At 39.5% G+C, this 14,474-nt stretch carries 13 protein-coding genes; 4 read left to right on the top strand and 9 right to left on the bottom strand.

Translation table 11 applies throughout. The features are described 5' to 3' along the window. Positions 1-119: 119 nt before the first annotated feature. From lon to B3394_RS16635, 5 genes are all read right to left on the bottom strand, one after another. Entirely contained in the window at positions 120-2,579 is a 2,460-nt protein-coding gene (gene lon, locus B3394_RS16615) for an endopeptidase La (RefSeq protein WP_177734678.1), read from the bottom strand. Between the two features lie 267 nt (positions 2,580-2,846). Further along, positions 2,847-3,845, bottom strand: a complete 999-nt coding sequence (locus B3394_RS16620; protein WP_286927359.1) for a DUF6252 family protein — start codon at positions 3,843-3,845, stop codon at positions 2,847-2,849. Between the two features lie 164 nt (positions 3,846-4,009). Continuing rightward, positions 4,010-4,618 carry a lipocalin family protein gene (locus B3394_RS16625; protein ID WP_177734680.1) on the bottom strand — a complete coding sequence of 203 codons (609 nt, stop codon included), beginning with the start codon at positions 4,616-4,618 and terminating at the stop codon, positions 4,010-4,012. A 62-nt stretch (positions 4,619-4,680) separates the two neighbouring features. Continuing rightward, positions 4,681-5,976 carry an MFS transporter gene (locus B3394_RS16630; protein ID WP_286927404.1) on the bottom strand — a complete coding sequence of 432 codons (1,296 nt, stop codon included), beginning with the start codon at positions 5,974-5,976 and terminating at the stop codon, positions 4,681-4,683. 56 nt (positions 5,977-6,032) lie between these two features. Continuing rightward, entirely contained in the window at positions 6,033-6,851 is an 819-nt protein-coding gene (locus tag B3394_RS16635; protein ID WP_394353027.1) for a M48 family metallopeptidase, read from the bottom strand. A gap of 180 nt (positions 6,852-7,031) precedes the next feature. Here B3394_RS16635 and B3394_RS16640 point away from each other — a divergent pair, with 180 nt between their 5' ends. Genes B3394_RS16640 through B3394_RS16655 form a run of 4 tightly spaced genes read left to right on the top strand, consistent with a single transcriptional unit; the run spans position 7,032 to position 9,403 of the window. Beyond that, a complete protein-coding gene (locus B3394_RS16640; protein ID WP_177734682.1) occupies positions 7,032-7,892 on the top strand; it encodes an alpha/beta hydrolase in 861 nt (286 codons plus the stop codon). A 5-nt stretch (positions 7,893-7,897) separates the two neighbouring features. Further along, on the top strand, positions 7,898-8,365 hold the full coding sequence (gene msrB, locus B3394_RS16645) for a peptide-methionine (R)-S-oxide reductase MsrB (protein ID WP_177734683.1): 468 nt from the start codon (positions 7,898-7,900) through the stop codon (positions 8,363-8,365). Beyond that, positions 8,362-8,754 carry a peptide-methionine (R)-S-oxide reductase MsrB gene (msrB, locus tag B3394_RS16650; RefSeq protein ID WP_177734684.1) on the top strand — a complete coding sequence of 131 codons (393 nt, stop codon included), beginning with the start codon at positions 8,362-8,364 and terminating at the stop codon, positions 8,752-8,754. The genes msrB (B3394_RS16645) and msrB (B3394_RS16650) overlap by 4 nt, the downstream gene beginning before the upstream one ends. 4 nt (positions 8,755-8,758) lie before the next feature. Next, complete coding sequence (locus B3394_RS16655; RefSeq protein WP_286927450.1) at positions 8,759-9,403, top strand: endonuclease III domain-containing protein; 645 nt, start codon at positions 8,759-8,761, stop codon at positions 9,401-9,403. 61 nt (positions 9,404-9,464) lie between these two features. On the opposite strand, the gene B3394_RS16660 is transcribed toward B3394_RS16655, so the two are convergent. From B3394_RS16660 to B3394_RS16675, 4 genes are all read right to left on the bottom strand, one after another. Beyond that, complete coding sequence (locus tag B3394_RS16660) at positions 9,465-10,847, bottom strand: MFS transporter (RefSeq protein WP_177734686.1); 1,383 nt, start codon at positions 10,845-10,847, stop codon at positions 9,465-9,467. Positions 10,848-10,867: 20 nt separating this feature from the next. Continuing rightward, complete coding sequence (locus B3394_RS16665) at positions 10,868-12,247, bottom strand: porin (RefSeq protein WP_286927452.1); 1,380 nt, start codon at positions 12,245-12,247, stop codon at positions 10,868-10,870. A 140-nt stretch (positions 12,248-12,387) separates the two neighbouring features. Continuing rightward, positions 12,388-13,650, bottom strand: coding sequence for a sensor histidine kinase (locus B3394_RS16670; protein WP_286927454.1), 1,263 nt, complete (start codon positions 13,648-13,650; stop codon positions 12,388-12,390). Then, on the bottom strand, positions 13,651-14,325 hold the full coding sequence (locus B3394_RS16675) for a response regulator transcription factor (protein ID WP_286927456.1): 675 nt from the start codon (positions 14,323-14,325) through the stop codon (positions 13,651-13,653). Positions 14,326-14,474 lie beyond the last annotated feature (149 nt).

A 14,474-nucleotide genomic window follows, 5' to 3' on the forward strand; every position in this document is an offset into this window, starting at 1 on the left:
TATAACGCAGTTGCGAAGATATTATTTTTTTACTTACAGTAAAAAATAAAACAAGAAAGGCATACGCTAATTTTTAAATTAACGTATGCCTTTTATGATGCTTCCGGAAAGGATATTCCTTACTCTGCGAGTAACTTTTTAGCGTGTTTCGCTTTTTGGTCTGTTACGGCAATAGCCAGTACTTCGCTCATTTCTTTCACATAATGGAAAGTCAGTCCTTCCAGATATTCCGGTTTGATCTCATCGATATCCCTTTTGTTTTCATGACAAAGGATGATCTCTTTAATATTCGCTCTTTTGGCTGCTAATATTTTTTCTTTGATTCCGCCTACAGGAAGTACTTTTCCTCTTAGCGTGATTTCTCCGGTCATCGCAATGCTTTTCTTCACGCGTTTTTGCGTAAAGCTCGATACTAAGGACGTTAACATCGCCACACCGGCACTTGGTCCGTCTTTTGGCGTTGCGCCTTCCGGAACGTGGATGTGCACGTTGTAATTTGCAATCACTTCCGGGTTGATACCTAACATTTCTGCATTGGATTTGATGTATTCCAAAGCAATCGTAGCCGATTCTTTCATTACCGTACCTAAGTTTCCAGTCATCGTCATGTTACCTTTTCCTTTGGAAATAATCGATTCAATAAATAAAATATCACCGCCTACACTTGTCCAGGCCAATCCGGTTACCACCCCTGCCGTTTCATTGTTTTCATATTTATCACGTTCCATTTTAGGAGCGCCCAATACTTTTATAATGTCTTCATCGGTAACTTTAATGTTGTATGCTTCTTCCATTGCAATGGACTTCGCTGCATTTCTGACAATCGAAGCGATTTGCTTTTCCAGTCCGCGCACCCCGGATTCACGGGTATATCCTGCTGTAATTTTTTCCAGCTGTTTTTTACCGATCACCAGGTCTTTTACCGTAAGTCCATGCTCCTGTAATTGTTTTGGCAGTAAATGCTGCTTCGCGATCTCAATTTTTTCTTCAATCGTATAACCGGTCATGTTAATCACTTCCATTCTGTCGCGCAAAGCCGGCTGAATGCTGTTCATACTGTTTGAAGTAGCAATAAACATTACTTTAGATAAGTCATAGCCCATTTCCAGGAAGTTATCATAGAAATCGGAGTTTTGTTCCGGATCTAAAACTTCCAGTAAAGCCGATGACGGATCGCCGTTATGACTGCTGGATAATTTGTCTATTTCGTCTAATACAAATACCGGATTGGATGTTCCGGCTTTTTTAAGACTCTGGATAATTCTACCCGGCATTGCACCGATATAGGTTTTCCGGTGTCCTCTGATCTCCGCTTCATCACGCAGTCCGCCTAATGAGATACGAACGTACTCTCTTCCTAAAGCTTCGGCAATAGATTTTCCGATTGAGGTTTTACCAACACCCGGAGGTCCGTACAAACAAAGGATCGGGGATTTCATATCGTTTCGCAGTTTTAAAACTGCCAGATGTTCGATAATACGCTTTTTAACGTCTTCCAGTCCGAAATGATCCCTGTCCAGTATTTTCTGAGCGTGTTTTAAATCGAATTTATCTTTTGAATATTGATTCCATGGCAATTCCAGGAACAATTCCAGATAGTTGCGCTGAATTGAAAATTCCGCTACCTGCGGATTCATTCGCTGTAATTTTGACAGCTCTTTATCAAAATGCGCTTTTATTTTTTCATTCCATTTTTTAGACTTTGCCTTTTCACGCATTTCGTCTAATTCCTCTTCATGGGAAACACCGCCCAATTCTTCCTGGATGGTTTTCATTTGCTGCTGCAAAAAATATTCCCGTTGCTGCTGGTCTAAATCAAAACGAACTTTTGACTGAATATCGTTTTTCAGTTCCAGCTTTTGCAGTTCCAGGTTCATGAAACGCAATGTTTCCAGTGCCCGGTCCTTTAAGTCGTTTACGGCCAACAGGTTTTGCTTTTCATTCACCGTAAGGTTCATGTTTGACGAAACAAAGTTGATCAGAAACGATTTGCTTTCAATATTTTTAATAGCGAAAGTAGCCTCCGTTGGAATATTCGGGCTTTCTTTTATAATCTGAATAGCCAGTTCTTTGATGGATTCGATTATCGCATTGAATTCTTTATCCTTTTCGGTTGGGCGCTCTTCCGGAACTTCTTTTATGGTCGCTCTTAAATACGGCTCTTCGGTAGTTACCTCATCGATAGCAAAACGTTTTTTCCCCTGAAGAATTACCGTGGTATTCCCGTCCGGCATTTTCAGTACGCGTAATATACGGGCCACCGTACCCACATTGTGAATATCGGCTGCCGAAGGTTCTTCAACGTTTTCGTCTTTCTGCGCCACTACTCCAATGATCTTGTCACCGGAATTAGCATCATTAATCAGTTTAATCGATTTATCTCTTCCTGCCGTAATCGGAATGACAACACCCGGAAAAAGTACCGTGTTACGCAATGGCAGAATGGGCAGGTCTACCGGAAGGACTTCATTATTCATCTCTTCCTCGTCCTCAGGAGTCATTAACGGAATTAATTCTGCATCCGTATCGATTTCCTGAAGTGACAAATTGTCCAGTGTAAGTATTTTTTGATTTGACATAGTTTTTTTTAAGTCATTTTGTCATTAAATAGTGAATTGTGCAATAGTTTTTACAACTATTACACTGATAGTTAACCAATCGTCAGCGATTATCGTTAACTCCCTGTATATAAATCAATCTTTGTGCCATAAAAAAGCCCAAACATTGTCCGGGCTTTTGTATTACTTTATTCTCTTTCTTAATTAAGAATATCGCGATTGCTATTTTGTATCTGTTTCTTCTTTAGCAGGAATACTTTAGATTTTATAAATTCGATCCTATTACTATTATTGATACGTTACATCAAAAGTTCCGTCTGTTACATTATGAGTATCAGGTGACAAAACCGGTAGTGTAGCGACAAAATGGAATGTTCCTTTTATTTTTTTATTTGCTACATCATGACTAATAACGGTCACAGAACCTGAATCGGATGCAAAATTTCCTAACGGGCTCATATCCTTAGTATATCTTCCCGAATAATCACCAATCATGGTTAAATTATAAGTTCCTGGTGTTACATTACTTTTCAGAGATAATGCTATGTTTTCAACAGCACCTTTTCTTCCAATAATATTGATTCTATCCGACATAGACATCGCAGAAATATTTGTTGGAGTAAAATTCTGCCCATTTAGTTTTGCAAAAAAAGTATTATTATTTGATGGATTTGTAGGTACATCTGCAGTATATGGAATATTGGTGAACGATCCGTTTGTAAATACTTTTGTTTCTATCGTAACTCCATTGGCATATCTGATTCCTGTAAACTTAAATTTACCCGATATTTTTTTATTCTGTGTATCAATACTGGTTATTATAATTTCAGCTGTATCAGTATAGCCTGGAACACCCGCAAATGCTCCCCATTGATCACTTGCTCCCATATATGGAATACTTCCGGAAGCCTGACTGTATATTAATGCAAAACCACCTTGTACACCTCCTGAATTTTCATCATAATCATCCCAGGTGTAGGTTCCAACGGTTCCTTCCGGTACTGTAATCTGAAAAAACTCTCCTGTTGACTTCATTCCGGTTATAGCAATATAGTCATCATTAACAATTGCCTGAGTAGTATTAGCGGTAAAAGTCTGTCCATCAAAATCGGCTTTAAATGCTCCACTTGTTCCACCACCGGTATTGCCACCGCCAGTATTACCACCTCCTGTGTTTCCGCCATTATTAACTGCTAATGCCGGGTCAATTGACTCTACCTCACAGGAAACAAAAGTAAATGCCGTAAAAAACAAGAAAACCGTTGCTAAAAGTTTAATTTTTATCATCTTTAATTTGTTAGTTTGTTAAAATTTCGCCAAATATAGCGGTTTATTTCAAATTTTTCTTATTTAATTGAACAAAAATATATTGATATCACATATCTGTTTTTTTAGTGAAAAACACAAAAAAAGCCGCCCTAAAGGCAGCTTTAAAACAGGTATCCTGATTTTTATTGTTTTGTATAGACAATGCTGATAGTCGCTGTCAGGTAAACCGGTGAACCGTCATTGGCAGTACCTACAACCTGTCCTTCTTCAACAGATGCTGTTATCGTACTTCCGGAAACCGTATAATTATCTGTATAGGTTTCTCCTTCATCCGTATACGTTAGTGATAAAGTAGTACCGGTTAATGTCCACGTACCGGTAAGATTCGGATCGGTGAAGCATTCCATCGTTTCCGTTACTCCGTCAGAAACAATATCAATTCCATTGGAGGATGCCGTAAACGTATTATTGGCATTCAATACTAACAGGCTATTGTTAAAACAGTTTGTTTCATTCATCTGATTGGTTGAAGGTGTGCCGTCTCCATTCAAATCGGTAGGAACAGAAGTATTAAAGGCTGTCATTAAATACGTCCCTGTGATATTGCCGCCACCGGTATTACCGCCACCTGTGTTTCCACCGCCGGTATTGCCACCACCGGTGTTTCCTCCTCCTGTATTCCCTCCGTTATTGGTTAGCAAAGCTCCGTCTACCGGCTCTACATCACAAGCAGTAAATAAAAGTCCTCCGGCTATTAATAAGCCCATACCTATATTTCTAATATTCTTCATACTTCAATTTTAGTTAATTACAATATTACGGTTAATTCTTTAGTAACGAAAATTTCTTCTTTTTATTCTTTGGGTACCCTTGTTAACAGGATCAATCCTACCACAAAAAATACAATTAAAAACAAAATGGCATTTTGCATTTTCCCTGTTATGTCTGCAATATAGCCATATAAAAACATACCGATTACGATACCGATCTTTTCCGATACATCATAGAAACTGAAAAAGGAAGTGGTATCCTGTGTTTTCGGGATAAGCTTCGAATAGGTAGACCGGGATAACGATTGTATTCCGCCCATAACAAGCCCTACGCAGCTGGCTGCAATATAAAATTCATTTGGTGTCACTACAAAATAGGCATAGATACAGATCAGGATCCAAAGGAAATTGATCAGCATCAACACCCTGATATTTCCAAACTTCGCGGATGCTTTTGATGTAATAAAGGCTCCGAAAACAGCGATTAACTGAATCAGCAGTATGCTGACAATTAATCCCATTGTTCTTTTTTCGTCACTACCCCAGGCGACTTCTTTTTCACCAAAATAGGCCGCAACAATCATAACCGTCTGCACAGCCATACTGTAAACAAAGAAAGCGCCCAGATAACGTTTTAACGGCTTGATTTCCTTTAACTGGCTCCATACCTTCTGTAATTCTTTGAATCCGTTAAAAATAATCTGCTTCTGAATCTTTTTACCGTTTTTATAATCCGGCAGATAGCGATAAGTATACTGGCTAAAGCCCATCCACCACAGTCCTACCAGCACAAAAGAAAACTGCATTGCTTTTAGCTGGTTTTCAAAGCCGAAGGTTTCAAACTTCATGACCATGATCAGGTTGATGATTAACAATATAACACTGCCCACATAGCCTAAACCATATCCTTTCGCACTGATGCTGTCCTGTTGTTCCGGAAAAGCAATATCGGGTAAATAGGAATTATAAAAAACCAGACTTCCCCAAAAACCAATCAACGCCAGCATGTACGTCAGCAATCCGATGATGATATTATCCAATGAAAAGAAATACAATCCCATACAGGAAAGCGATCCCATATAGCAGAAAAACTTCAGAAAGGTCTTTTTATTTCCTAAATAATCGGCAATACCGGAAAGCAGCGGCGATAAAATAGCGACCACTAAAAAACCGATAGCGGTTATATAGCTGATCAGGGCTTCACTGCGAATGGATAATCCGAAAAGCGGAATTTCTTCTATCTCCTTAATACGGAAAAGTGCTCCATAATATAACGGAAAGATAGATGATGAGATTACCAGGGCATAAACAGAGTTTGCCCAATCATAAAATGCCCATGCATTTAGCAGTTTCTTGCTGCCTTTTTCAAGATGTATCATAAATAGGTATAAAAAAAGCTGTTCTTTCTGAACAGCTTCGAAGATACTATATTTTTTTATTTAAAAACAACACCAAATTTTTTCGCTTCCGCTTTTGATTGCGGAATTAGATTCCTGATTTCCGCTATACGGGTTTCATTACTCGGGTGTGTGCTTAAAAATTCCGGTTGTGCCTGTCCTCCGGAATTAGCCGCCATACGCTGCCAGAAAGCAACAGCGGTATCCGGGTTATATCCGGCAATTGCCATTAAGGTTAGTCCTATTTTATCGGCTTCACTTTCGTGTTTTCTGCTAAAAGGCAGCATACCGCCATATTGTGTGGTTACGCCATAAGCCGTCATGGCGATCTGCTGGGTTTCCGCACTTTTATTTCCAACGGCTGCTCCCACACCGGCTGCTCCCAATTGCTGTAATAAACCGGCACTCATTCTTTGCTGTCCGTGATTTAATAAAGCATGCGCTACCTCATGCCCCATTACCGTGGCCATTCCGGCATCGTCTTTACAAATAGGCAATATTCCGGTGTAGAATACGATCTTTCCACCAGGCATACACCAGGCGTTTACTTCTTTACTGTCTACCAGATTGTACTCCCATTTATAGTCTTTTAAATATCCCTGGTACCCATTGGCGTTCAGCCATTTTTCAGCTGCCGCTTTGATTTTCATTCCCACATTTTCAACGCGCTGTACATCTTTGGTACCTTTAACAACCTTATTTTCACTTAAAAACTGATTGTATTGCTGAAAAGAAGACGGATAAATTTCGCTATCCGGCACTAATGCCAAAGTGCTTTTTCCGGTAAAAGGGTTTTTAGCACAGGAAATTCCCAATACCAATAAACCAGCTACTACTAAACGATAATTCATTTTCATAAGGGATACATTTTAAATTTTAACAAAATTAGTGATTCCTGATAAATTAGTAATGAATATCCTAACAAAAATCAAGGCTCCTTCTCTCCGGAACCGGATTTCGTTTCCCTATATTTTAAGAATAATTTATCAATAAAACGACAGTTATAACTTAACTTGCAACTGTTTTAGTATACAAAAATGAAAGAAAATAAACCAAAGCATCAACAATCCGTTAAAATACCCAAAGTAATTCTTTTCACGGCCAAACTATTTGAAAAAGTATCTTCAGATCTGGCAACCCAGTTTGCCATGAAATTGTTTATAACCCCAATCCGTTACAAAACGCCCAAAAGAGAATTTGAAATGGATAAAAACAGCCGCCAGGAATTACTGATGGTTCCTGCGATCCAAAAAGAGGTGATTTTGTATCACTACGGTTCTTCCGATAAAAAAGTCTTATTGGTTCACGGTTGGAGCGGACGCGGTACGCAATTGGTAAAAATAGCCGATGAGTTACTAAAATCCGGTTATGCAACGATTAGTTTTGATGCACCCGGACACGGAAAATCGCCCGGAAAAACCAGCAATATGAAAGAATTTATTGCTGCAATATTAGAGATTGAAAAACAATACGGGCCGTTTGAATATGCCATCGGGCATTCCTTAGGCGGGATGTCGGTAATGAATGCCATCAAACAACAACTGAAAGTTAAAAAAGCAATTATCATTGGCAGCGGTGATATTGTAAAAGACATTATGGACGATTTTATCCTGAAATTGGGTTTAAAAAAGGAAATCAGCCAGCGAATGAAAGCCCGGTTTGAACACAAATTTGGCGAAACCATGGAAAACTTTTCTTCGTATATAGCAGCAGAGATGGCTACTATTCCGGTATTAGTGATTCATGACGAAGACGACGATGATGTTCCGGTAAAAGCGGCACACCACATCTACAAGCATTTAAAAGACGGACAGCTCATGATTACCAAAGATCTTGGGCATCGAAAAATATTAGGCGATAGTAAAGTCATTAAACGGATTATGGAATTTTTACACTAAAGGTTATGAAAAATCTAATTTATGTTATCGCATTGTTGACTGCTTTTTCCGGTTTCGGGCAAACACCGGGTAAAAAGTTCAACGTCCAGAAAACAGACAAAGAATGGAAAGCACAGCTAACCAAAGAAGAGTATGAAGTACTGCGCAATAAAGGAACCGAACGTGCTTTTACCGGAAAATACTGGAATACCTTTGAAAAAGGGAAATATGTTTGTGCAGCCTGCGGTCAGGTTATTTTTAATTCCAACAGCAAATTCAAATCCGATTGCGGCTGGCCTTCGTTTGATCAGGCCATAAAAGGTTCGGTTATTTACCAGCATGACAATAGTTTTGGTATGGACAGAACCGAAGTGTTGTGTGCCAACTGCGGCAGCCACCTGGGTCATGTTTTTGATGACGGCCCGGCAGCGACAACCGGAAAACGATTCTGTACCAACTCTGTATCCATTAAATTTATACCTGCAAAAAAATGAGTTACCCGATAAACAAATCCGAAGAACAATGGAAATCCGAACTGGGCGAAGAACGTTACCGCATTCTTCGTCAGAAAGGAACGGAATATCCGCATACCGGAAAATACAACCTCCATTTTCAAAACGGTACCTATTGCTGTGGTGCCTGCGGTGAACCGCTTTTTGAAAGCGATTCTAAATTTGATTCGCATTGCGGCTGGCCTTCGTTTGACGAATCCATTCCCGGAAAAGTAGCCTATATAAAAGACGTTTCCCACGGAATGATCCGTACCGAAATTTTGTGTGCCAATTGCGGCAGCCATCTCGGACATGTATTTAATGACGGTCCGACCGAAACGGGAATACGTTACTGCGTCAATTCGCTTTCTATCGATTTTAAAGAGGAATAAATCCATGGACTTATTTAGTGATTCCATAAGCTGGGCCGAGAAATTAGCACCAATCATTACACAGTATAAAGACCGGAAACATCCCCTGGAATACCAGAACCTGTATCAGTTGGTTATTATGGTGATATTATCCGCTCAGGATTCGGATGCCAATATCAATAAAATAGCACCCGCACTTTTCCGGCGATTTCCCAATTTTGAAAGCCTTCAGCATACCACTCATGACGATTTATTTCCATATATCAGCGGTGTCAGGCATTTCCAGATGAAATCCGCATGGATACTGGAAACGGCACAACTCATTAAAACCGATAAAAACATTCCGCTTACAATGGAAACCCTGACCCAGTTGAAAGGTATCGGAAGAAAATCGGCCAATGTGATCATGAAAGAATCCTTTGTAAAACCGGCTGTTGGTATTGTTGTGGACCTGCATGTACTGAGAGTTGCCCCGAGAATCGGGCTTATTCCTGCTACAAAAGACGGCAATAAAGCCGAAAAACTGCTCATGCAGCTGTTCCCCAGAACGCTATGGGAAGATGTTGGCATGTGTATCTCTTTTTTAGGAAGGGAGATCTGCCGGCCTACCAACCCGAAATGTCCCGGCTGCTTTATCAATGCCCATTGCCATTATTACAATAATAACTAATTATAAAAAAACAAAAAAGCTGCCCGAAAACAGGCAGCTTTTTTTATTTTGAACCGGATCCTTATACTTTTGAAAGGACTCTTTTCTCCTCCGGCTGATGTTCTTTTTCCTCTTTATTATCCTGATTGAAAGTAGATACTTTCTTGGTATCCCGCATAAAGGCATATACCAGTAACGACACAAATACACAAGCCGTTACATAATAGTAAAAGTAATGCTCATTACCGGCATCTTTAAACCATAAAGCTACATATTCTGAAGTTCCTCCAAATACAGCCACCGTTAACGAATACGGTAAACCTACTCCCAATGCCCGGATTTCCGTTGGGAATAATTCCGCTTTAACCACAGCATTAATCGAAGTATAACCACTCACAATAATCAATGCTATCATCACGATAAAGAACGCACTCCAGATACCGTCGGCCGGACTTAAATTGCCTAGAGCGTTAAACAACGGTACCGTTGCCAGTGTTCCTAAAATCCCGAAAGTCAGCAATAACGGCTTTCTTCCGATCTTATCGGATAACAACCCGAATACCGGCTGTAAGGCTGCAAAAAGGAATAATGAAATAAAGGTAATAATCGTAGAATCTTCTTTCGAGTATCCAACAGTATTGATCAGGTATTTCTGCATATAGGTCGAATAGGTATAAAAAGCAACCGTTCCGCCCAGGGTCAAACCAACCACCAGTGCCAACGCTCTCGGATGTTTTAGTAACTCGCTGATGCTGCCGCTTTTCTTTTCGGTGATCGTTTTGTTTTTATCATCTGTTTTTTTGAAAGCTTCCGTTTCTTCCATGTGGCTTCTCAGGTATAAAGCTACAATAGACAAGGCTGCTCCGATAAAAAACGGCACTCTCCATCCCCAATCATGCATTTGTTCTTCCGTTAGGAACATTTTTTGCATGATCAGCTGAATCCCCAGGGCGATTAACTGCCCGCCAATTAGCGTGACATACTGAAAACTGGAATAGAACCCTCTTCTGCTGGACACTGCCATTTCACTCAAATAGGTTGCCGAAGTACCGTATTCTCCTCCAACACTCAATCCCTGCAGTAATCGGGCTACTAAAAGTAAAATGGGTGCCAGAATACCAATTACTTCAAATGAAGGTGTTAAGGCAATCAATAACGATCCTAAAGACATTAAAAGTACCGATAAGGTCATTGAGAATTTTCGTCCTGCTTTGTCCGCAATACTTCCGAACAGCCATCCGCCAATGGGACGCATTAAAAATCCGACTGCAAAAATTCCGGCTGTATTTAATAATTGTGCCGTCGGGCTGCTGGACGGGAAAAATACCGGAGCGAAATAAATGGAAAAGGCAGAATAGGCATACCAGTCATACCATTCCACTAAATTACCGATGGAACCGCTGATAATGGCTCTTAATCTGCGAGATACCGACATCTCCTGTGCTTCTATACTATTTGTATTCATCTGTTTTGTTTGCTTGATTTTTATAAACTAATTTGAACGCTTGCCAATATTTCACCGGCTCTTTGGGTTACTTTCAATGATTCCGGATCATAAAGCGGTCTGCTTGAATATTGCAGCGAAATTTTAGCATTATGATCTAAAATTAAAAAATTGGTGCCAATATCATAATAATGTCCTGTCTGATTTAAGGCTTCCAGATCTTTCAGCGCATAAACCACATAGGGCTGAATTCTTATTTTATCACTGAATTTTGGCAGTAAAAACCCGGCCTGAGTGTGCCAGATGGAACCGGTTCCCATCGAAAACCTTACATTTCCGGCTCCTTCGGCTACTCTATTTCCTGTAAAATCGGCATCAACCGTACCCGGATTCATAATCCCGGTTGTGCGGATATAATTAGGTCCGAAATTGTAATCGTAAAAAACACTATAAAGGGATGCTGACATTTTTTTGGAAGGATCCCCTACCGGAAATTCGGTAAACACATCCACACCAAAAACACTGATATTATGATAGGATAAAGAACTGTCAGGGTTCAAAGTAGCCGTTCCTTCGGCATTGCTGTAAAATCCGGCACCCACATTAAAAATCTTTTTTTCGCCCAGATAGGTTCCCGGCAGGAACGAAGACGTAATGGTTTCCTTATCCTTAAACTGGTAGAAAACATAACCTGCTGTGGCAAGATTTCCTTTCTGGTTGTTATCAACCGCTATCGTAGCCGCTGTAGGTTTGATATCGGTGGCAAAGGGTTTATTCACATTGAAGCGGTATGCCAGGCGTTTGTATTCGCCATGAACAAAAATTCCGAATTGCCGGGACATCTGGTCGGACATTTCGATTGTCGGGAAATTGTAAATCGGCAGATCTGCCGTCAGCATTTTATTGGAACTCGCATTGGTCAGACGGCTAACGCCATTCCAGGAATGCAGTCCGGTTCCAACGGACAGGGAAAAGTTTTCCGTTTTCGGGATAACAACAAACTCATTATAGGCATCGTGGAAAAATATTTTGGCTTTTTTCCCTTTTCCTTCAGCTCCATTTGCTGTTCCGCCACCGGAAATAAACGTTTGGTTGTTCATTCCCACCTGAAAGAACAACTTGAATCTTTTGGAAAGCTGTACCGTTGTGGAGATTCTCATTCTTCGGATTCCGGCATCATAAACATTTTCCGATGGAAGTCCGTTCACCATTGTTCCCGGATTGTTTTCAATGTAGCGAAACCAGGTTTGATTCCAGATACCAAATTGCAGGTATTTATCGCCCGCCTCATTGAATTTTATTTTAAGCGAACCCAAAGGTTCCTTTTTTTCTTCTTTAGCCGGCTCTTCCTGTGCAAAAAGGCTCGCACCACACAAGAGCATACAGACTAAAGAAAGTCGGTTTTTAAAAAGAATTTTCATTTGCGCTTTGGTTGTTTTGTTTCTTTGTTTTGCTTACGGTATAATTACTTAACTATTCCATAACACAAACAAAACACCCAACTTTGAGGAAATTTTGAAGAAAAACTGTAGAAACCTTGAAATTGCGTTTTTTTAACAATTTAGGCTTTTTTAAAGCGAATTTTAAAACTATGAATTCCGTTTTTATAATAATATGCAACAGAATAGCCATAGAGATCAATTATTTTTTTAACGATTGACAACCCGATTCCGGAAGATGTTTTTTTGGAATTTCCTTTTTGAAAACGGTCAAATACCTTTTCAGGGGCAATGTTTGGAGGATTACCGGTATTCTCAACCAGCAAATAATCTGTATTTAATGTTACTTTTATTGTTCCGTTGGGAATATTATGCCGGATGGCATTGGTGATAATGTTGTTATGCAGTATTTTAATCAGGATGTCATCAATAACGACAAATACGTCATCGTCAATGGCTGTTGTGAGTTCCAGGTCGTTCAAATCAATGATATCGGTAAAACGTCCGAGGCTCTTTTTCAGGTAATTACTCAGGTTAATTTCGTTATCTGTAATCGTAAAATGGTCTAATTTGGTAAGTAGTGTCAATGATTTCTGTACGGATGACAAACGCACCAGCTCTTCCGAAATTTTAATAACATCGTGCAGCTGCTGTTCCGTTAAATCGGTTTGCAGCAATAAATCAATTTTGGCCTGCATTACCGCTACCGGTGTCTGCAATTCGTGTGAAGCATTTTCAGAAAACTCCTTTAGAGAAAGGTAATCCCTCCTGCTTCTCTTTAAAGTACTTTCTATAAATGAGTTTAACCGGTTGAACTCGTATGTCGTTGATTTTTCTAAAACAACATCATCATTATCGGAGATCTGAAAATTTGAAATGGCCAGCAATGTTTTTTGAAAAGGATCCAGGATATAGATGGAAATGATCTGGCTTAACACAATAACCAGTGTAATCAGGAACACAAATGTCCAGGCAAAAACCATCGCCAAACCAGTAATATACTGGTCTTTAGGTTTTATAATCGGCGCTTTGGTCGTAATTTCATAGTGCGTATTATTGATCTTATGAACTGTCGTATACTGGACAATATTAAGGGTACTTTTTAATAGATTTGTCCAGCGGTAATCGTTTTCAACCCGTTCGTCCGGGATTTTCTTTACCGTGTCCAGTACGGTGATTTTTACAAAATTGTTGTTCCGGTAAGCGTTATAGTTCCCGTTTTTCTCAATATCCCTGACGATTGTTGTATTCAGATTCTTTAAAACGGCTATCGTTGCCTGTTCGGCACTTCTGTTCACGGCAACATAATTGATCCCGATCCCGATCAGCAAAACAAAGAAGGAAATAATGGAATATGCCAGTGTAAACTTGTGATTTAAACGCATCTATAGTGAAAATTTATACCCCAAACCATAAACCGTACTGATATAATCCTCTCCTCCGGCATCGACAATCTTTTTTCTCAGATTCTTAACGTGCTGGTAAATAAAGTCGAAATTGTCCAGATTATCCGTATAATCGCCCCAAAGGTGGGAAGCTATCGTTTGTCTGGATAAAACCCTGTTTTTATTGTTGATAAAATAAATCAGCAGATTTGTTTCTTTTTTGGTGAGTAACAAGGCTTTACCGCTTACCAAAACTTCCAGGGATTGCAGGTCAACACTAATTTCATTGTATTCAAGCTTAGACGAAAGCGTGCTGTTTTTCCTTCTCATTACTGCTTTTATCCTTGAAAAAAGTTCCGGTAAAGGAAAAGGTTTGGTTATATAATCATCGGCACCGGCATCCAGTCCGATAATTTTAAAATCCAGTGTATTTTTTGCAGAGACTATAATCACACTGGAATCATTTCCTTCTTTACGCAGTAATTTAAGCAGATCAATGCCATTTCCATCGGGCAACATGATATCCAGTATGATACAATCATAGCTATATAAAATTAATTTGTCCCGTGCTTCGTCAAAATTGGACGCAACTTCACAGATATAATGTTCATTAATTAAATATTCGGATATGCTTTTACGTAATTCGGGATTGTCTTCAACCAGTAATAACTTCATTGGAAATGTTTATACCGTAAAAAAAATTATTCTAAACAGAAAAAACAAGTAAAATCCATTAAAATATGGATCAGGAGGTCAACTATTTTAAAATTTCAGAGATTTTTCAGGTCATTTAACCGGTTCATCTCACTTCTCACCTCTTACTT

Source organism: Flavobacterium sp. UBA4197 (assembly GCF_002379575.1).
Taxonomy (GTDB): Bacteria; Bacteroidota; Bacteroidia; order Flavobacteriales; family Flavobacteriaceae; genus Flavobacterium; species Flavobacterium inviolabile.